Genomic DNA, 17,567 nt, shown 5'->3' on the forward strand with positions numbered 1-17,567 from the left:
TTTTGGGCAAACACGTCCACAAAGCCCGAAAAGGTCCGCCTGTATGAGCTCTGAAATCCGTCTTGCCTTTGCGCACCCGTCCGAGCGGTCCGAAGCGACCGCTGCCCGGGGGCCGTTGGACCGAATTTCTCTGCGCGATCATATCGTCGAGGTTGAAATCGGCGCGTTTCAGGCCGAGCGTGGTACGACCCAGCGTATTTGTTTTAACATAGTAGTGGAAGTTCGCCCGCTGACCGATCCCATCGACGATGACGTGGATCGCATCCTGTCCTACGACCGGGTGACTGAGGCGATCGCGTATGAGCTTGCGGCGGAACGTCTTAACCTGCTTGAGACTTTGGCAGACCGGGTGGCTGAACGAATTTTACTTGAACCGCAGGCCGTAAGGGCTTTTGTAAGAATAGAAAAACTGGATCGTGGTCCTGGGGCTTTGGGTGTCGAGATTGTGCGCGGAAAAGACAAGGCTCATCACGACGTCGTCGAGGAAGAGCGCCCGCATCCCCGACTGGCCTTTCTGTCGAACGAGGCTATCGCATCGCCCAATCTGACCGGGTGGATCGACCAGCTGGAAAATCGCGAGCGGCCTTTGATTCTGTGCGTCGGCGCGGCGGATATGCCTGTTTCACAGACTGGCCACGCGATGACCCAGCGCCGAATTGATCTGTTGGCGATTGAACAGAACGCCTGGGTTCTGGCTGCCCGCGATCACCGCTGCGTTGTCGTTTCAACGCGGACTGAGCTGGATTGGGCCATGAAGAATGGCCAGATTTGCGTCTGGGCGCCCTCAAAAATCGTACTGGATGCTGTTGATGGCCAATCGGCGGCACCTTCGGATGCGGTCGCGTTGGCGGCATGGTTTGCCGCTACTTTTGAGGCGAGCGAGATGATGGTGATCGGCGGCGCGCTGCCCGACGCCCCTGAAACCCCGTTGCGTGCGATCTCGGTGGATCAGGCACAACTATGACCGCGTATTTTCGACCTCTGGTTCAGCACGGTCCGAACCGTCCGTCGGGGGCTGTCTCAATTGCGGGCCAGCCGCTGTGGTTTACCCATGTCGAACGGTTAAGCCGTGAAGAGCCCCCAAGAGTCATTGCTGTGCAGGTTGTGCCAGACGATGCGCTGGACCGTCTGACGCGTCCGCGTACCGATGTTGCGGGCCTTGCCATGGATCGCCCGCACATTATGGGCATTCTGAATGCAACGCCGGACAGTTTCTCGGATGGCGGCGTGCACAACTCGGTCAGTTCGGCCCAATCTGCAGCTGAACAGATGGTGTCACAAGATGCAACCATTCTGGATATCGGCGGTGAATCGACCCGACCCGGAGCAACCTTCGTGCCCGAAGATGAAGAGATCGCCCGGACCCGCCCCCTGATCGAAGCGATCAAATCCCGCACAGATGCGTTGATATCCATAGATACGCGCAAATCCGCCGTCGCCAAAGCCGCGTGGGAGGCCGGAGCTGGGCTGATCAACGACGTAACCGGCTTTACCTTTGATCCGCAGCTGGCGCCGTTTTGTGTAAAAGTTGGTGCCCCGGTTTGTGTGATGCACATGCAGGGCGACCCAGGCACGATGCAGGACAATCCGACCTATGACGACGTTCTGCTGGACGTCTACGATTTCCTTGAAGGTCAGGTGGATCGTCTCGAAAACCTCGGGTTGGACCGGGATCAGATTATCGTTGATCCAGGCATCGGGTTTGGCAAGACCGAGGCACATAACCTGACCTTGCTGCAGGGGATCAGCCTGTTTCATGGTCTAGGTTGCCCGATCCTGTTAGGCGTGTCCCGAAAAGGTATTATCGGGCAGATTGGCAAAGAGCCGCGCAAGGACGCCCGCGCTCCGGGATCAATCGCCGTCGGGCTGGCTGGATTGTCACAAGGTGTTCAAATTCTGCGCGTGCACGATGTTGCAGAAACCGCTCAGGCCTTGCGCCTTTGGGTCGCCGTCCGGTAAGGCGGAGGCAGGCAAGAAATGACGGAGTGACATTATGCGCAAGCTGTTCGGAACCGATGGGGTGCGGGGTACCGCCAATACTCATCCTATCACGGCTGAAATGGCATTGCGCATCGGGGCCGCCGCTGGCCGTTACTTCCGCCGCGATCAATCCGACGTCCACCGTGTTGTGATCGGTAAGGATACGCGCCTGTCCGGCTATATGGTGGAAAACGCCCTGACTGCCGGATTGACTTCGACCGGGATGAACGTGTTGCTGCTAGGGCCGGTGCCGACGCCCGCAGTCGGTCTGATGACACGGTCTATGCGCGCAGATCTGGGGGTCATGATTTCGGCCAGCCATAACCCGGCCGAAGATAATGGTATCAAGTTCTTTGGCCCTGACGGATACAAGCTGTCTGATCAGGCGGAACTCGAGATTGAAAGGCTGATCGAAGAAGGTGTCAAACCTGCGCAGGCCCAGAATATCGGTCGTGCCAGGCGGGTGGATGATGCGCGGTTCCGATACGGTGAGCGCGTCAAATCCTCGCTGTCGCGTGACTTGCGTCTTGACGGGCTAAAAGTTGTTGTCGATTGCGCCAATGGGGCCGCGCACCGCACGGCGCCCGAGGTTTTGTGGGAATTAGGTGCCGAAGTGATCCCGGTCGGCATTACGCCGAATGGTAAGAATATCAACCTAAACTGTGGCTCGACCAAACCGCAGCTGGCTGCCGAATCCGTCGTGGCCCATGGTGCAGATGTCGGGATTTGTTTGGACGGTGACGCCGATCGCGTCGTCATGATCGACGAGAATGGTCAGGTCGCGGATGGCGATCAGTTGATGGCGCTTTTGGCGACCAGTTGGGCTGAGGCAGACCGTCTGAAAGGCGGTGCGTTGGTTGCAACGGTTATGTCGAACCTAGGCCTGGAACGTCATCTTGAAACCCATGGTCTGCGTCTGGAGCGCACCGGCGTCGGGGACCGTTATGTCGTTGAACGTATGCGCGAAGGCGGGTTCAATCTGGGCGGCGAACAATCAGGCCACATCGTCATGAGCGATTACGCGACCACAGGTGACGGCCTGATGGCGGGCCTCCATTTCCTGGCGGAGATGGTTCATACGGGTCGCAAAGCATCGGAATTGGCGGAGCAGTTCGAAACCGTGCCGCAAATGCTGAAGAACGTGCGCTATAGCGAAGGACAAGCCCCGCTTGAGGCCGCCAGTGTGCAGGCTGCAATTTCTGACGCCGAGGCGCGGCTGAACGGGCAGGGGCGGTTGCTGATCCGCAAATCGGGTACGGAACCTCTGATCCGCGTCATGGCGGAATGTGAAGATGACGCGCTGTTGATCCAGGTTGTCGACGGCATCGTTGCCGAAGTCGAGGCCGTCACAGGCTAGCGCCCGGTCAGCATCTTTCGCAGGCTGAACCACTGACTGATGGCAAGACCTATCAGGATCATGGCCAGCGCCACGAAAAAGCGCAGCGGCAACGCCTCGGACAGGACCCATGCGCCGAACACCATCGACCAGATTGGCACTTGGTAGTTAACGAGTGTCATGAACACCGATCCTGCGCTGCGAATGACGGATACGCGCAGCAGTGTTGCGAATGCCGTAGGGACCAACCCCAAAACGATGATGGCAATGCTTGGGCGGGTACCTTCCCACGTGGGGACGCCTTCGGTCACGAACATGATTGGCAGCAGGATTACTGCGCCGACCAGCAGGGTCAGGGCGGCCAGAACCACCGGATCGATAGGCGGACATTGGCGGGTGAAGATCGACGCGCAGGAATAGCATAGAGCGGCCCCGATGCAGGCCAGTTGCGCCAAAGGTTCCGACCCGTGGCCGAGTTGCGCCAAACCGGGGCCAATCAGCACCAACGCACCGCAGAATCCAAGGGTCACGCCCACCAGTTTTCTCAGGTTCAAAGGCTCGTCTGAAAAGAAATGTGCCAGCGGCAGAACCATCAGCGGAATCGCGGCCATCGACAGGCCGGCAAAGGCCGAAGGCACGTATTGCTGTCCCCAGCTTAGCAAAACAAAGGGCAGGGCAGACGACAAGATACCGATCACAATGACCGAGGTCCAAAGGGCGGCGGATCCGGAAGGTAGCTTGCGGTTTGTGACCGCCATCAACCCCAGCAACATCATGGCACCCAACGTAGTGCGCGCGGTGGCGACGGTGATAGGTCCGTACCCTTCCAGTGCCATGGCAACGACCATGAACGTCCCGCCCCAGATCAGGCCGAGGGTGATAACACCGCTCCAATCGCGGGATGTGGGGTGCTGGACCATCTTAGTTTCGCCTTGAGGCTTGGACAAAAAAGGGCGGCCTGATGGGCCGCCCCTTCGCATTCGCTTGGCAGGATCAGTTCTTTTCCTGATCGACCAGCTTGCCGGCGGAAATCCACGGCATCATGTCGCGCAGTTTCTTACCAACCTGCTCGATCTGATGCTCATCATTGTGGCGGCGAGCCGCTTTGATGGTCGGCTGACCAACAGCGTTTTCCAGCATGAAGTCACGCACGAATTTGCCGGTTTGGATGTCCGACAGCGTCTCTTTCATCGCTTTCTTGGTCTGCTCATAAGGCAGGATCCGTGGGCCGGTGACGTACTGGCCGTACTCGGCAGTGTTCGAGATCGAATAATCCATGTTCGCGATACCGCCTTCATAGATCAGGTCAACGATCAGCTTGGTCTCGTGCAGACATTCGAAATAGGCCATTTCGGGCGCATAACCTGCCTCAACCAGAGTTTCGAAACCACAACGGATCAGTTCGACGATACCGCCGCACAGAACGGCCTGCTCACCGAACAGGTCGGTTTCGCACTCTTCGCGGAAGTTGGTTTCGATGATGCCCGAGCGGCCGCCACCGATGGCCGAGCAATAGGACAGGCCGATTTCCAGCGCTTTGCCGGTCGCGTCGTTGTTCACGGCAACCAGGCAAGGCACGCCGCCGCCCTTGACGTATTCGCCGCGCACGGTGTGGCCGGGGCCTTTAGGAGCCATCATGATGACGTCGATGCCTTCTTTCGGCTCAATCAGACCAAAGTGGACATTCAGGCCATGGGCAAAAGCAATGGCCGAGCCGGGCTTGATGTTGTCATGCACGTATTTCTTGTAGGTCTCGGCCTGCAGTTCGTCGGGCATGGTGAACATGATGACGTCGCACCAGGCTGCCGCTTCGGCGATGCCCATGACTTCCAGGCCTTCGGCTTCAGCTTTCTTGGCCGATGCCGAGCCTTCGCGCAGAGCGACGACAAGGTTCTTCGCGCCCGAGTCGCGCAGGTTCAGTGCGTGGGCGTGGCCTTGCGAGCCGTAGCCCAGGATCGCCACTTTCTTGTCTTTGATCAGGTTGATGTCGCAATCGCGATCGTAATAGACGCGCATGTCGCCGGTCCTTTCTGGTTAGATTGCCGAGGGTTTTACCTGCCAGATCGTGTATTGGCGATAGGGTTGCACTTGAGTATTTGTGAAAAATATGAAGAATAATTCGTGTAATGATAAGAATACGAAAAAATCATGCTTGATGACATAGACCGTCGAATCCTGCGCCACTTTCAGGCCGATCCCAGCCTGACTGCTGCGGAACTAGCCGAGCGTTGCCGTATCAGCCAAGGTGTCTGCTGGCGCCGGGTCGAAAAAATGCAGGCCGCTGGCATCATCCAAGGGCAAGAGGCCGTGATCGACTGGGCGGCGCTTGGGTATGCGGTCGAGGTTTCGCTGCGGGTAACGCTGGACAAGACTCAATCGCGCGCGTTTGACGAATTTACTGCCGCCGCCCGGCAAGTGCCCGAGGTGATCGAACTGCAAACATTTCTGGGCAGGGTGGATGTGCGGCTGTCCGTGATTGCCAGGGATATGTCACACTACCAACAACTCTACCGCGACCGCATTCTGACCCTGCCGCATATCGCGGATATTGAGGCCTTGATGCATATCGCGAGGGTGAAAAGCGAAGAGGTCTTGCCGGTATGACCGAATTGGATGAGCTGGACCGAAAGATACTATGTGCGCTGGCGCAGGACGCATCGCAAAGTGCGGGGGCGTTGGGACGTAAGCTGGGCTTGTCACAGCCGGCGACCTGGCGGCGCATCCGCCGGCTGGAAAACTCGGGCGTTATCAAGGGTCGCCGATTGCGCCTGAATGCCGAGGCGCTGGGATTTGGTGTGACCGTGTTCCTTGGCGTGAAACTGGCGCGCAAGGGTCAGGTCAGTCTGGAGGATTTTGAGCGTGCCGTCAGTGCGATTCCCGAAGTTCAGACCGTCGAGCATGTGCTGGGTCTGTACGATTATCGGCTGCGGGTGGTTGCCCGCGACCTGTCCGATTTTGAGCGGGTCCTGCGCCGTCGGATTATGACCTTGCCCGGCGCAGGAGATGTCGAAGCCAACGTCCTGCTAAGTGAGGAGCGTTTGCCGGGACCGATCGGATAAGCCCGTTCAGTACCGCGTGCGGATGCAATATCCGGGATGGTGGGTCATCCGAGCAAATGCCATTGGATTTCCGTTCTTCCAGGTCGTGCGCTCTAGCTGGATCATCGACGTTCCGGGGGTTGTTCCCATGAATTCCGCCAATCGTCCGTCCGCGGAGATCGCGCAAAAGGAGACTTCAGCCTCGGTAAACGGAGAGGCGTTCAGTAGCCATTCATGAGGGCCGTGGTTGGTCAGATCGGCATGTTCGATTTCGGGCACCGCATCTATGTTGATCCAGCGTTCTTCCAATTGGAAGGGACGGTTATCTGCATAGTGCATACAGATGACTTGCAGGACGCGAATGTCCGCCGATACACCGATCTGTGAAGCCAGCCAACCGGGGCTTGCGACCACGTTGCGTTCGACCAGCGAGTACCGATAGGTTGCATTTTGGTTTTCAACCGTTTGACGAGCCGAAGAAAATTCCAGTTTTGCATGCTTGCTAGGTTCCTTTTTGACCCGGGTCCCGCTTTTGCGTTTGCGCTCGACAAAGCCCTGATCGGAAAGTTCGCGCAAGGCGCGGTTCACTGTCGCGCGTGCGCAATTGAATTCCTCGGCAAGTTGCGTTTCGGTTGGCAGAAGCGATCCCTGCGGCCAAATGCGGCTTTCAATCCGCCGTTTGACTTCGTCCCTAACAACTTGAAAACTGATCCGCTTATGCGCATTCACCTGTCGAAATACCTTTCTTCTGTAAAGTGAGTGCATCTGGTCAGAAACACGTCAGAGTGTAAAGGGCAGCTGACACTAATTGGCGTCATTTCTTGCCAGATTCGACCAACAAAATATCATTTGAGTGTTTTGTTTTTAGTTCCCTTAGGTCAGATATTCGGGTTCAGTACGGGTCTGGGCAAATTAACCCGGGTCGCGAGGCCGCTGACGACAATTTGAAAGGACAAACCATGCCAGCGCTATTGGACACCGTCGATCCCTCTGGGCTCGAAGAGTTCTCGGTCGTGTTTACGGATCGGTCTCTGAACCACATGTCAGTTCAGTTTCAACAGGTGATGCGCGACATCTCGGGGTTGCTGAAGGATGTATATAACGCGGATGGTGTAGCCATTATCCCTGGTGGCGGCACCTATGGGATGGAGGCCGTCGCCCGGCAATTTGCACGCAACGCCAATGTACTGGTCGTCCGGAATGGGTGGTTTTCCTACCGCTGGAGCCAGATTATCGAATCCGGTGATCTGACGGCGTCAGCGACGGTTCTCAAAGCCCGTGAAACCGGCAATTCCAGCCCGTCGCCCTTTGCCCCCGCACCGATTGATGAGGTTGTTTCAACAATCCGTGAACAGCGACCGGATGTTGTATTTGCCCCACATGTAGAGACCTCGGCCGGTGTCATTCTGCCCGACGATTACGTGACCGCCATGGCCGCGGCGGCGCATGAGGTTGGGGCGTTAATGGTGCTGGACTGCATCGCGTCGGGTTGTGCCTGGGTCGATATGAAGGCCACCGGTGTGGACGTTCTGATCTCGGCCCCCCAGAAAGGCTGGAGCGCATCGCCCTGCGCGGGCCTTGTCATGTTTTCTGAGCGTGCCGAAGCGCGGTTGGAGGAGACGACGTCTGACAGCTTTGCCGTTGATCTGAAGAAATGGCGGCAGATCATGCAAGCCTATGAAAATGGCGGGCATGCGTATCACGCGACCATGCCCACGGATGCGTTGAAGGCGTTCCGCGATACTATGGTCGAGACCCGCAATTATGGGTTCGACAAGCTGCGCGACGCCCAATGGGCGTTGGGCGATGGTGTGCGGGCGATGCTGCTGGACAAAGGCATCGTTTCGGTCGCGGCAGACGGATTTGGCGCGCCGGGTGTCGTGGTCAGCTATACCTCGGACCCAGATGTTCAGAACGGTAAGAAATTTGCCGCTTTGGGCATGCAGATCGCAGCAGGTGTGCCGTTGCAATGTGATGAGCCTGAAGGGTTCAGCACCTTCCGCCTTGGTCTGTTCGGTTTGGACAAATTGTATGACGTTGACGGCACCATCGGGCGGCTCAAGCGCGTGCTGGATCAGGTTCTGTGAAACTACTCGGGCCTTAGCGTACGCCGAGGCCCATTTGCATCAAGGTCTTGCGAACAGCCGGCAAGGAATAGAGCGCATTCAACCCCATTGCCCGCACGTCCCTTAACGGTCGCGCTTCAATCATTGAGGCGCGGTTCAACAGATCGATGCCTTTGACCCGCATCTCAATCTCGGTATGGCGGGCTTTGTGATAGGCATCGAGCATCTGCGCATCGCCCAGACCTTCGGGGCGGGCCTGCGCCAGTTCCAGCAGGCTGCTCAGATCACCCAGCGACATGTTCAATCCCTGTGCACCAATTGGCGGCACTACATGGGCGGCTTCGGCCATTAGTGCGACTCGCTCGCCTGATAAACGTTCTGCTGACTGGCTGATGATCGGCCAGATGGTCCGGCGCGAAGCCAGTTTTAACGGTCCGAACAACCCACAGGACCGTTCGGTCATCAACGCTTCAAACGCCTCGGGCTCGGTGTTGAGCAACTCAACCGCGCGGGGTCCGCGCTCCATCCACACAATCGCCGAAGACGGTTGCCCCTGCCAATCGGGCAGGGGGACCAGGGTGAACGGCCCGCCCGAGCGGTGAATTTCGGTCGAAACATTGTCGTGCGGGATGGGATGTGTGACTGCAAAGGCCAATGCTTTCTGGCCATAGCGCGTGGTATGGACGTTGATCCCAGCCGCCTCGCGCATGGGAGAGTTGCGCCCGTCAGCTGCGACCACCAGTTTGCAATGAATGCGGCTGCCGTCACTCAGGCCGACACGCGCTTCGGCAGTGCGGGTGAACAGACTTATAGTGCCAGTACCGGGGCGGAAATCGACGTTGGGCAGTTCGGCCAGTCGTGCCACCATCTCGCGCCGCAACAGCCAGTTGGGCAGGTTCCAGCCGAAGGGCAGATCTGAAATATCTGCGGCGTTGAAATCGCGTACCACGCGGGGTTCAGGAACATCTCCGCCTGCGTCGACAATCCGCATGATCTGTAAGGGGGCCGCGTGTGCGTCCAGCCGTTGCCACAACCCGCATTGCTCTAACAAGCCGTGCGCTGGTTGCAAAAAGGCGGTGGTCCGCAAATCAGAGCCGTCCACGTCGCGCTCGGTTATCGGGGGCGTCGGGTCGACGCAAATGACGTCGAACCCGGCGGTTCCAAAGGCCGCCGCAGCGGTCAGACCAGCGATTCCGCCGCCGGAAATCAGGATGTCACAGCTGTCTTTCATGACCTTGGCCTCCGAGTGTTTGGCAGACCCTAGTTCGGTTCTGCATCGGGCGCCAAGTGACATCCTGTCCCGCGTGTCAGCCGCGTGAAATCAGGATGAGGATCAGGAACATCACCGGCACCATCATCACGGCTGGGATGTATAGGCCCGGCAGACCGAACAACAGGGCAGAACAGCCCCACATGCTGAAAATCGCGGCCGCTGTATAACCCCAATCTGCGCCCCTTGCATGAGCGGCATCCTTGGCCAGCCAGCCAAACAGGGGAACTGCAAATAACAGGCGCTGCCAGATGGGCAGGCGTCCGGGCATCTCGATCGCGCTCATGGGGTCTCCGATTCTGTTCGTCGCTGAGGCGCATATAGGGTCGATGATGCACCTGCAGAATGTGCAGATCGTCGCAGTGTGACAGCCTATCGCAGGCGGGACAAAAACGCAGTCAGATCGTCGGTGTGATGGTGTATATGATCGGCCCTATGCGGCTCGGGCGCTACGTGAACAGTGCGCATTCCCATCGCGTGCGGAGCAGCCAGATTGCGCGGATCATCTTCAAACATGGCCGCCTTGTCGGCGTCGATGCCATCCTGTGCAAAGATCGTCTCGAACGCGGCCTGTTCGGGTTTTGGACGATAGCCCGCGTGTTCTACGCCATAAACCGCATCGAACAAACCGCTGAGGCCGCGTGCTTTTAGCACACGTTCGGCATAAGGCGCGCTGCCGTTGGTGTAGACAATGCGACGGCCGGGCAAGGACCGGATGTGGTCGGCCAACTCGGCGTCGGGGTCCATGTGGCTCATGTCCACCTGATGCACGGCGTACAGATAGGGTTCTGGGTCCAGGTCATGCTCGGCCATCAAGCCGGCCAGCGTGGTGCCGTATTCCCGCCAATAGTGCGAGCGCAGACGATCCGCCTCGGCTCGGTCGACGCCAATGGCCTGCACCACGTAATCCGTCATCAGAACCTCGATCTGGTCGAATAGTTGCATATGAGGCGGGTACAGCGTGTTGTCGAGGTCGAACACCCATTGGGTGACGTGTGAAAAAGAAGGTTTGACCATGGGCTGGGTTTAGGCCGCCATGCACAGGTTTTCAATGCTACACTTGATTGCACGGGCCTGACGCGGATAGACATGTCCGAACGAGGAGAAAAAACACCCCATGCCGCAATCCCGTCAGCCCAACAAAGACGCCTATAGCCTTATTCTCGAAGCGATTGATGTGGGCGTTTACAAGCCCGGCGACCGATTGGTCGAAAGTGAGCTGGCAGAACGATTTGGCGTGTCTCGCACGCCTATCCGCGAAGCGTTGCAGCGCCTTGAGACGCAGTCCCTGCTAGAGCGTGACGGACGATCACTGATCGTGGCCTCATTGGATCACAACCAAATGGCCGAACTTTATGTGGTCCGGCGCGAGTTGGAAGGGTTGGCCGCAAAGCTGGCCGCGAAACACGCCACCGAAGAAGAGATCAAAGTGCTGCAGGACATGGTCGCCGCTGACGATGCGTTGGTGAATGATCCAACGGCACTGTCGCGGGCCAACCGGCGGTTTCATGAACAGATCCATCTGGCTTCGCACAATCGGTATCTGGTGCAGCAGCTGAATCTTGTGCACCGCACAATGGCTCTGATGGCTACGACGTCTCTTGCCGTTCAGGGCCGCGGCGAGATTGCGCAAAGCGAGCATAAGGGCATTGTCGAGGCGATCACCGCCCGTGATGAAGAGGCGGCAGAGCGCGCGCTGAAAGAACATATCTCGGTGGCGTTCATGACCCGGCTGAAACAGGATGCGGTGTTGCGCGAGAAATGACCGTTAGTGCGGCTGTACTTCTTCGCGGGCCTGCCCATGCTGAGTTTTGTCCCAGAAGAACGGGTTGCTGGCCAGCTCCCACAGGGCTTTGTAGGCGGCTAATACGCCTAGCGGAAAATACAATGGCATTGTTGGAACCCACGGCATCAGGAACCGTCTTTCCTGTGCTGCAACGGCCAGCATTCCAACGATCAGATTGGTGATCTCGGCCACCAGAAACAGGCTGATGAGTGCGTAGAAGGCCCAGTCAGACAAAAGCGGATCGAACGGGCCAGGCAAGCCCAGTGTTGCCAACCAAAATAGCCATAGGACCGGTGCCAGTAGAAACTGCCCAATAGTGCCCAAGAAGAACGCCTGAACGCCAAGAAATCGCTTGAACCCGAAGTCGCTTATCAGACGCCGCGGCGCTCGCATGTGCACCAAATTGGTTACCATGAACCCCTTCAGCCAGCGCGAGCGCTGCTTGACCCATGGCCAGGCACGAAAGTTTGCCTCTTCATAGGTGGTGGTATCAACCATCTCGGTTCGATACCCCGCACGGCTGAGGCGCACGCCTAGATCTGCATCCTCGGTTACGTTGTGGGCATCCCAGCCGCCAAGCTCCAGCAATTTATCCCTGCGAAAAAAGAATGTTGTGCCCCCAAGGGGGACGACCAGACCCAGATGCGCAATGCCTTGCAGGATGATCCGAAACCAGCTGTTGTATTCGATGGTAAAGCAGCGTGACCGCCAATTTGTGCGCGGGTTGTAATAATCCAGAACACCTTGCAGGCAGACGACGTCTTCGTCAGCCCGCGCAAAATGCCGGACCACGCGTTCGATCTGATCCGGTTGCGGGGCGTCCTCGGCATCCCACACACCCAGAATGTCCCCACGACAAAAATCCAGCGCGTAGTTCATCGCGCGGGGCTTTGTCGTCAGTCCGTTCAGTTCCGGGACTTCCACCGTTCTGATCCAGCTAGGCAGATCCACTCGGCTTAATGTGGTGCGCGTGACCTCATCTGAGGCTTCCAGCACCAGAATGACGTCCAACAAAGCTTTTGGGTAGGTCAGGCGTTGCAGCCGCTTTATTAAAGCACCTGCAATCTCTCGTTCATTGTAAAGGGGCACCATCATCGATACACGCGGCAATCGCAGTGGAACAGGCTTGGGGTTTGGGCACACTTGGCGGCATCTCATAAGGTATGAGACCAAGCCCACAATGCGCAAAACCATGAACAAGAGCAGTGAAACGGTGGCCGTGGTCAAAAGAGCAGCCAGACCAACCAGAGGAAAGGCTGTAAAAAAGAAAAGAAGTCCCGCAAGGACAGCGATGGGACCCGCGCGCTTTGTCGGCGTCCACGATCGACAGCTCTGATCCTTGTCGACCCGGGTTTCCGCACCTTTTGCCAAAGTGTCGGAAAACGCGCTGGCAATCGCGTGATCAATCTGACTGGCCGATGCAAGTACCGGGGCAATCGTGTGTTCAGTGTCGGACAGGGCGGCGCGGACCGCAGCAAAGCGGTTTGGATCTGCGGTCGCGATCAGCAGGATCGGGCCGATGCGCAACCACGGGATCACATTGTGCTTTAGCCAGAACTCGACCGGTTTGATGTCACATAAGGTCGGGGAGGGGGGCGTGTCTTTCAGATCGGCAATTTGCAGGTTGGTCTGCTGGGACAAAGCATCCATGACTTCCTGACGGCTGATCCAGCCCTCTCCGACAAGGATCTCGCCCAGCGGGGCCTGTTGTCTGGATTGCAGATGCAGCGCCTTTTCGAGCTGCGCGGAGGTGATGCATCCACGTTCGAGTAAACAGGCGCCAAGGGGTTTCCGCGCCCCAACAGAAATCGGCGCGGCGCGCGCGAATTGCTGAAGGTTATGTTCAACCATAAAAAAACCCTGACACGGTGACCCGCGTCAGGGTGGCTCAATCAAGGTTAACAGCGCGTTAACACTATACGATGAAGTGGTTAAGCCTGCGCTTTCTTGTCTGCCATTGCTTCGGCAAAGCGTTCGAACAGATAGTAGCTGTCCTGTGGGCCGGGCGAGGCTTCGGGGTGGTGCTGCACTGAATAGACAGGGCGATCGGTCATGCGGATGCCGCAGTTGGACCCGTCAAACAACGAGCGGTGGGTTTCCACAACTCCGTCGGGCAGGGACTGGCCATCCACAGCGAAGCCATGGTTCATCGAGGTGATCTCGACCTTGCCGGTATCCAGGTCTTTGACCGGATGGTTGGCCCCGTGGTGGCCGTGGTTCATCTTCACGGTATGGCCGCCCAAAGCCAGTGCCAGCATCTGGTGTCCCAGACAGATGCCAAAGACGGGCAGGTCGGTGGCGTCCAGAACCTCTTTGATCATAGGCACGGCGTATTCACCGGTGGCTGCCGGGTCTCCGGGGCCGTTCGACAGGAACACGCCATCGGGATTATGGGCCAGCACCTCGGCGGCCGTTGCCGTTGCAGGCAGAACCGTGACGTCGCATCCGGCCGAGGCGAGGCAGCGCAGGATATTGCGCTTTGCGCCAAAGTCTACGGCGACAACTTTATGAACCGGAGATTCCTGACGTTTGTACCCGTCCGGCCAGGCCCACCGCATTTCGTCCCAGCGATAGCTTTGGGCGCAGGTGACCTCTTTGGCTAGATCCATACCTTCCAGACCGGCAAAGCCGCGCGCGGCGGCGACCAGTGCCTCGATATCAAAGTTACCGTCGGGATCATGCGCCAACGCGACATGAGGTGCGCCTTGCTGGCGGATGGCGCGGGTCAGGCGGCGGGTGTCCACACCGCCGATGGCGATGCGGCCGCGGCGGGCGAGCCAGGTTTTCAATTCCTCGGCCGAGCGCCAGTTCGATGGCTCGGTCGGATCCCATTTGACCACCATCCCGGCGGCAACCGGATCGCCAGTCTCATCATCTTCGGGGTTCACGCCGACATTGCCGATATGAGGGAAGGTGAAGGTCACGATCTGTCCCGCATAAGAGGGGTCGGTCATGATTTCCTGGTATCCGGTCATGGCGGTGTTAAAGCACAGTTCAGCCACGGTTTGGCCGGTGGCGCCGAAGCCCATACCGTAGAACAATGTACCGTCGGCCAATGCCAGACATGCGGTGGGCTTGGACGGGGCGTTCTGGGCCATGGCGCGACTCTCCTGCAAGGTAAACCGGCGCATACCTAAGGGGGTTGTACGCTCGGGTCAAGTCTGTTCAATTTTTAGGCTATTGTTTAAAATCAATAAGTTAACCACATGCACCCCCTGTTGTATCGCGCTTTTTGTTTCGATATGGTCGGGGTTCCTTTGCCATGGGGATGGACAGAACATATGGATATGCGATCAAGGGTGAACACTGCCCTGAAGCAAGCAATGAAAGACAAGGATGCCGAGCGTCTGTCGACGCTGCGCCTGATTAATGCTGCGATCAAGGACCGTGACATCGCCTCGCGCGCGTCTGACAACGAAGAAGCCAAAGGCTGCGGCGATACAGAGGTGCTTGAAATTCTTGGTAAAATGACCAAGCAGCGCAAGGAAAGCGCCCGCGCTTATGAAGAGGGCAGCCGATTGGATCTTGCCGAACGGGAACTGCGCGAGGTCGAGGTCATCGAGGAATTCCTGCCCAAGCAATTGGACGATGACGAGGTGAGCAAGGCCATTCAGACCGCAATCACGGCCACCGGCGCCGGTTCGATCCGCGACATGGGCAAAGTGATGGGTGAGCTGAAAACCCGTTACACCGGCCAGATGGATTTCGGCAAGGTTGGCCCGATGGTCAAAGATCAGCTCTGCGCTGCACCAGGCGGCAGCTGCTAGGCATTATTGTTTGCTAAGATGCTAAGGCTGCGCGACAGGTTCGCGCAGTTTTTTTGTGAGCTCATCAAACAGCGAAATGCGCTCTTCCTCAGACAGAAACGCGCCGATTTCAACTTCGCGGCCGTCACCGGTCAGTGTGACATAGTTTGGGACCGGGCCGCCGCGCTCATGCATTTCGGGACGCGCCCAATAGCGGTTGCAGGACCATTCCTGCTGCCCCCGTTGTGGGTGATGCTGCACCAGACGGGCCTGCGAGCCGGTCAAGGTCAACACCTCGAAAACGCTGCGTGCACGGTAATTGGATTGGATCGCGAACCACAGTCCCAGAACGGTCAACAGCATGAATGGCAGCAAACCCCAAAGCAAAACCGACCCAAGAACAGCCATCAGGGGAATTAAGCCAAACAGGAAGACCGCCAACACCACACGCATCGCCCAGCGTGGGGGCAGAGAGTTATGCGGCCACAGGCGCAACTCTTGCTCGGAACTTGAGGTTTGATTCCATCGATACGGCATGGTGCAAAAATAGCGCAGCACCTGCCGGTGTCTAACAGGAAAGATCAGATGACGTGCCCAACTCTGGCCCACGACAACGCGTCATCCAGCCGGTCATCGCCCCAGAAAACCTCGCCGCGGACGACCAAGCTGGGGGCGCCAAAAACGCCCAGCTTTGTGGCCTGTTCTGTTTCGGTTTCAAGGGCCGAGATCGTGTCCGGGCTGCGGGCGCGTGCAAGGGTCAGGCGCGGGTCCTGCTGACACCGGTGCAGTGCTTCTGACAGCGCTGTTTCGCTGCCCGCCTCAATCCCTTCTTCAAACCAGATGCGGTACAGGTTTTGGGTAAAGGACTTGCCCCAACCATCCGCCATACCCAGCACGGCAACCTGATTGGCCAGCGCAAGATCCGATATCGGGTAGGGTGCAGGAAGCGTTGCGTGCAGGTGGTACTTGGCGGCGCGCCGCTCGATATCACGCCACATATATGCGGATTTGGCCGGTTTGCCTGCAAAGGGAATGTTCTGTTGTTCGGACATCACGGTGCGCACGTTAAACGGTCGCCAATTGACGGTTGCGTCATGCTCATCACACCAATCATCAAGGCGCATGATCGTCAGGAAGCTGTATGTGCTACCGATGGAAAACCAAAAATCTATTTCGGGCATCTGATGGCTCCGATCCCAGGGTTTCTGGATACATGATACCCTAAAATGGGCAGATTATCGAACGCACCCTGAAATGGCGTTGCGGATGCGCCAAATCGGGTCGCTCTAAAACAGAACTTTTTCGATGGGTTGCGCGGGTTGCGGCGCAACCCCGCAATCGGTCATCTGCCGCAAGTCGATCTCGATGCTGCGACACAGGGCCGAGATTGGAACATCAGTCACATCCCCTTCGAATGGATCCTCCATCGAAGCGCTGACGCGCTCGGTGACAAAGAAGATCCAGCAGACCAGCGCCCCAACCGGCGCGAATGTCAGCCAGTCGAAGATAACAAGCTGCAATACGGAGATATCTGCCCCGGGGATGATTGATCGCTCGTCGTTGAACGCCAGCGGCAGCATGAAGATGAAGATCCAACTGAAGACGCGACCGACCTCGGCAACCTGTCTGGGGAACGGTGTGTTCTTGATGCGCTCACATTGCCCCTGTGTCGTCGTAAACCGGGCGAGGCGGTCCATCAGGGCGACGTGCCAATAGGGGTCAATGCCGCGGCTGCGTGCCAATTCTGCTAGCTTTTCGCCCTGAAGAAACAACAGATAGGCGGCGCGATTGCTCTTGCCCTCAAGCCTTGCCAAGTCGATTGGCAACTGGCGTTCGCGCCAGCATTCGGGCATTTGATGCAACTCGGTTCGGTCAGAAATAGGTTTGTGCCCAAACATCCATGGGCGTCGGCTGCGTCCTGTCGGCGAGGGCTGGCGCAGCTGAAAGGCAAGCATATTGAGCCACGCGATGTGACGTTCGATCAGTTCGTCGCGCAGCGCAGGATCAATCGGTGTGCCGTCGGGCAGCACCAGATTGCTAATAGTGTTGCCCCAGTCCCGGCTGGCATTGACGATCTCGCCCCAGATGCTGCGCGCTTCGGACCAGCGCGCAAAGGCAGATGTGTTTTTGAAGCCCAGAAAGAATGCCACTGCGAGCCCGAGCATGGTGACGGGCGGGCTGGGGTTCGAGATCAGCTCGATTGTCGTGAGCTCGTCCGCCAGAACAACCAGCAGCGTCCATGTCAGCACGATGCAGATAAAGCCAAAGGAGCCCTTGACCATCTGTCGTACAGTAATTCCGTCGTGAAGGATCATGACCGACCGGGTCCTGCGCAATTAGCGATT

Annotated in this window: 19 protein-coding genes; 8 read left to right on the plus strand and 11 right to left on the minus strand. The window is 57.9% G+C overall.

Annotated features, from left to right (window positions below):
* Positions 1-43: 43 nt before the first annotated feature.
* From AC2FIB_RS01250 to glmM, 3 genes are read left to right on the plus strand one after another with little or no spacing between them, the layout of a single operon-like run.
* Positions 44-964 carry a dihydroneopterin aldolase gene (locus tag AC2FIB_RS01250; protein ID WP_496766805.1) on the plus strand — a complete coding sequence of 307 codons (921 nt, stop codon included), beginning with the start codon at positions 44-46 and terminating at the stop codon, positions 962-964.
* On the plus strand, positions 961-1,959 hold the full coding sequence (gene folP, locus AC2FIB_RS01255) for a dihydropteroate synthase (protein ID WP_496732956.1): 999 nt from the start codon (positions 961-963) through the stop codon (positions 1,957-1,959). Before AC2FIB_RS01250 ends, folP begins: the two co-directional genes overlap by 4 nt.
* A 34-nt stretch (positions 1,960-1,993) precedes the next feature.
* Positions 1,994-3,337: a phosphoglucosamine mutase gene (gene glmM / locus AC2FIB_RS01260; protein WP_496732957.1), complete on the plus strand. Its 1,344-nt coding sequence runs from the start codon at positions 1,994-1,996 to the stop codon at positions 3,335-3,337.
* Here the strand turns inward: glmM and AC2FIB_RS01265 are convergent.
* Together AC2FIB_RS01265 and ilvC are read right to left on the minus strand one after the other, a co-directional pair.
* On the minus strand, positions 3,334-4,236 hold the full coding sequence (locus tag AC2FIB_RS01265; RefSeq protein WP_496732958.1) for a DMT family transporter: 903 nt from the start codon (positions 4,234-4,236) through the stop codon (positions 3,334-3,336). The two genes, glmM and AC2FIB_RS01265, sit on opposite strands and share 4 nt — an antisense overlap.
* Positions 4,237-4,309: 73 nt before the next feature.
* Entirely contained in the window at positions 4,310-5,332 is a 1,023-nt protein-coding gene (ilvC, locus tag AC2FIB_RS01270) for a ketol-acid reductoisomerase (RefSeq protein WP_108858914.1), read from the minus strand.
* 132 nt (positions 5,333-5,464) lie between these two features.
* Between ilvC and AC2FIB_RS01275 the strand changes: the two genes are divergently transcribed.
* Both AC2FIB_RS01275 and AC2FIB_RS01280 read left to right on the plus strand, forming a co-directional pair.
* Positions 5,465-5,920 carry an Lrp/AsnC family transcriptional regulator gene (locus tag AC2FIB_RS01275; RefSeq protein WP_109312017.1) on the plus strand — a complete coding sequence of 152 codons (456 nt, stop codon included), beginning with the start codon at positions 5,465-5,467 and terminating at the stop codon, positions 5,918-5,920.
* Entirely contained in the window at positions 5,917-6,375 is a 459-nt protein-coding gene (locus AC2FIB_RS01280) for an Lrp/AsnC family transcriptional regulator (RefSeq protein ID WP_496732959.1), read from the plus strand. Before AC2FIB_RS01275 ends, AC2FIB_RS01280 begins: the two co-directional genes overlap by 4 nt.
* Positions 6,376-6,381: 6 nt before the next feature.
* On the opposite strand, the gene hutC is transcribed toward AC2FIB_RS01280, so the two are convergent.
* Positions 6,382-7,083 (minus strand): histidine utilization transcriptional repressor HutC, encoded by a 702-nt coding sequence (hutC, locus tag AC2FIB_RS01285; protein ID WP_496841565.1) that lies wholly within the window; start codon positions 7,081-7,083, stop codon positions 6,382-6,384.
* Between the two features lie 230 nt (positions 7,084-7,313).
* On the opposite strand from hutC, the gene AC2FIB_RS01290 reads away from it, so the two are divergent.
* Entirely contained in the window at positions 7,314-8,441 is a 1,128-nt protein-coding gene (locus AC2FIB_RS01290) for an aminotransferase class V-fold PLP-dependent enzyme (protein ID WP_496841567.1), read from the plus strand.
* Positions 8,442-8,454: 13 nt separating this feature from the next.
* On the opposite strand, the gene AC2FIB_RS01295 is transcribed toward AC2FIB_RS01290, so the two are convergent.
* From AC2FIB_RS01295 to AC2FIB_RS01305, 3 genes are all read right to left on the minus strand, one after another.
* Positions 8,455-9,651 (minus strand): UbiH/UbiF family hydroxylase, encoded by a 1,197-nt coding sequence (locus tag AC2FIB_RS01295; protein ID WP_496732961.1) that lies wholly within the window; start codon positions 9,649-9,651, stop codon positions 8,455-8,457.
* A gap of 76 nt (positions 9,652-9,727) precedes the next feature.
* Entirely contained in the window at positions 9,728-9,976 is a 249-nt protein-coding gene (locus AC2FIB_RS01300) for a hypothetical protein (protein ID WP_109312021.1), read from the minus strand.
* An 86-nt stretch (positions 9,977-10,062) separates the two neighbouring features.
* Positions 10,063-10,707, minus strand: a complete 645-nt coding sequence (locus tag AC2FIB_RS01305) for a pyrimidine 5'-nucleotidase (protein ID WP_496732962.1) — start codon at positions 10,705-10,707, stop codon at positions 10,063-10,065.
* A gap of 100 nt (positions 10,708-10,807) precedes the next feature.
* On the opposite strand from AC2FIB_RS01305, the gene AC2FIB_RS01310 reads away from it, so the two are divergent.
* Entirely contained in the window at positions 10,808-11,455 is a 648-nt protein-coding gene (locus AC2FIB_RS01310) for a GntR family transcriptional regulator (RefSeq protein WP_058273905.1), read from the plus strand.
* Positions 11,456-11,458: 3 nt separating this feature from the next.
* On the opposite strand, the gene AC2FIB_RS01315 is transcribed toward AC2FIB_RS01310, so the two are convergent.
* On the minus strand, positions 11,459-13,327 hold the full coding sequence (locus tag AC2FIB_RS01315) for a glycosyltransferase (protein WP_496841570.1): 1,869 nt from the start codon (positions 13,325-13,327) through the stop codon (positions 11,459-11,461).
* A gap of 80 nt (positions 13,328-13,407) precedes the next feature.
* Positions 13,408-14,574 (minus strand): glutamine-hydrolyzing carbamoyl-phosphate synthase small subunit, encoded by a 1,167-nt coding sequence (gene carA / locus AC2FIB_RS01320; RefSeq protein ID WP_496732964.1) that lies wholly within the window; start codon positions 14,572-14,574, stop codon positions 13,408-13,410.
* Between the two features lie 183 nt (positions 14,575-14,757).
* On the opposite strand from carA, the gene AC2FIB_RS01325 reads away from it, so the two are divergent.
* Positions 14,758-15,243: a GatB/YqeY domain-containing protein gene (locus AC2FIB_RS01325; RefSeq protein ID WP_058274249.1), complete on the plus strand. Its 486-nt coding sequence runs from the start codon at positions 14,758-14,760 to the stop codon at positions 15,241-15,243.
* Positions 15,244-15,264: 21 nt separating this feature from the next.
* On the opposite strand, the gene AC2FIB_RS01330 is transcribed toward AC2FIB_RS01325, so the two are convergent.
* The 3 genes from AC2FIB_RS01330 to AC2FIB_RS01340 form a co-directional block, all read right to left on the minus strand.
* Positions 15,265-15,759, minus strand: a complete 495-nt coding sequence (locus tag AC2FIB_RS01330; RefSeq protein ID WP_282118866.1) for a DUF2244 domain-containing protein — start codon at positions 15,757-15,759, stop codon at positions 15,265-15,267.
* Positions 15,760-15,803: 44 nt separating this feature from the next.
* Positions 15,804-16,403: a 2-hydroxychromene-2-carboxylate isomerase gene (locus AC2FIB_RS01335; protein ID WP_282118722.1), complete on the minus strand. Its 600-nt coding sequence runs from the start codon at positions 16,401-16,403 to the stop codon at positions 15,804-15,806.
* A 105-nt stretch (positions 16,404-16,508) separates the two neighbouring features.
* Positions 16,509-17,537 carry a bestrophin family protein gene (locus AC2FIB_RS01340; RefSeq protein ID WP_496732965.1) on the minus strand — a complete coding sequence of 343 codons (1,029 nt, stop codon included), beginning with the start codon at positions 17,535-17,537 and terminating at the stop codon, positions 16,509-16,511.
* Between the last annotated feature and the right edge of the window lie 30 nt (positions 17,538-17,567).

This window comes from Ruegeria sp. YTSA072, assembly GCF_059610285.1.

Coding starts and splice junctions, on each gene's coding strand:
- AC2FIB_RS01300 (WP_109312021.1), bottom strand. CDS start 9,976: ATGAGCGCGATCGAGATGCCCGGACGCCTGCCCATCTGGCAGCGCCTG.
- AC2FIB_RS01340 (WP_496732965.1), bottom strand. CDS start 17,537: ATGATCCTTCACGACGGAATTACTGTACGACAGATGGTCAAGGGCTCC.
- AC2FIB_RS01295 (WP_496732961.1), bottom strand. CDS start 9,651: ATGAAAGACAGCTGTGACATCCTGATTTCCGGCGGCGGAATCGCTGGT.
- AC2FIB_RS01290 (WP_496841567.1), top strand. CDS start 7,314: ATGCCAGCGCTATTGGACACCGTCGATCCCTCTGGGCTCGAAGAGTTC.
- AC2FIB_RS01330 (WP_282118866.1), bottom strand. CDS start 15,759: ATGCCGTATCGATGGAATCAAACCTCAAGTTCCGAGCAAGAGTTGCGC.
- AC2FIB_RS01265 (WP_496732958.1), bottom strand. CDS start 4,236: ATGGTCCAGCACCCCACATCCCGCGATTGGAGCGGTGTTATCACCCTC.
- AC2FIB_RS01250 (WP_496766805.1), top strand. CDS start 44: ATGAGCTCTGAAATCCGTCTTGCCTTTGCGCACCCGTCCGAGCGGTCC.
- AC2FIB_RS01280 (WP_496732959.1), top strand. CDS start 5,917: ATGACCGAATTGGATGAGCTGGACCGAAAGATACTATGTGCGCTGGCG.
- AC2FIB_RS01335 (WP_282118722.1), bottom strand. CDS start 16,403: ATGCCCGAAATAGATTTTTGGTTTTCCATCGGTAGCACATACAGCTTC.
- ilvC (WP_108858914.1), bottom strand. CDS start 5,332: ATGCGCGTCTATTACGATCGCGATTGCGACATCAACCTGATCAAAGAC.
- AC2FIB_RS01310 (WP_058273905.1), top strand. CDS start 10,808: ATGCCGCAATCCCGTCAGCCCAACAAAGACGCCTATAGCCTTATTCTC.
- folP (WP_496732956.1), top strand. CDS start 961: ATGACCGCGTATTTTCGACCTCTGGTTCAGCACGGTCCGAACCGTCCG.
- AC2FIB_RS01305 (WP_496732962.1), bottom strand. CDS start 10,707: ATGGTCAAACCTTCTTTTTCACACGTCACCCAATGGGTGTTCGACCTC.
- glmM (WP_496732957.1), top strand. CDS start 1,994: ATGCGCAAGCTGTTCGGAACCGATGGGGTGCGGGGTACCGCCAATACT.
- carA (WP_496732964.1), bottom strand. CDS start 14,574: ATGGCCCAGAACGCCCCGTCCAAGCCCACCGCATGTCTGGCATTGGCC.
- AC2FIB_RS01325 (WP_058274249.1), top strand. CDS start 14,758: ATGGATATGCGATCAAGGGTGAACACTGCCCTGAAGCAAGCAATGAAA.
- AC2FIB_RS01275 (WP_109312017.1), top strand. CDS start 5,465: ATGCTTGATGACATAGACCGTCGAATCCTGCGCCACTTTCAGGCCGAT.
- AC2FIB_RS01315 (WP_496841570.1), bottom strand. CDS start 13,327: ATGGTTGAACATAACCTTCAGCAATTCGCGCGCGCCGCGCCGATTTCT.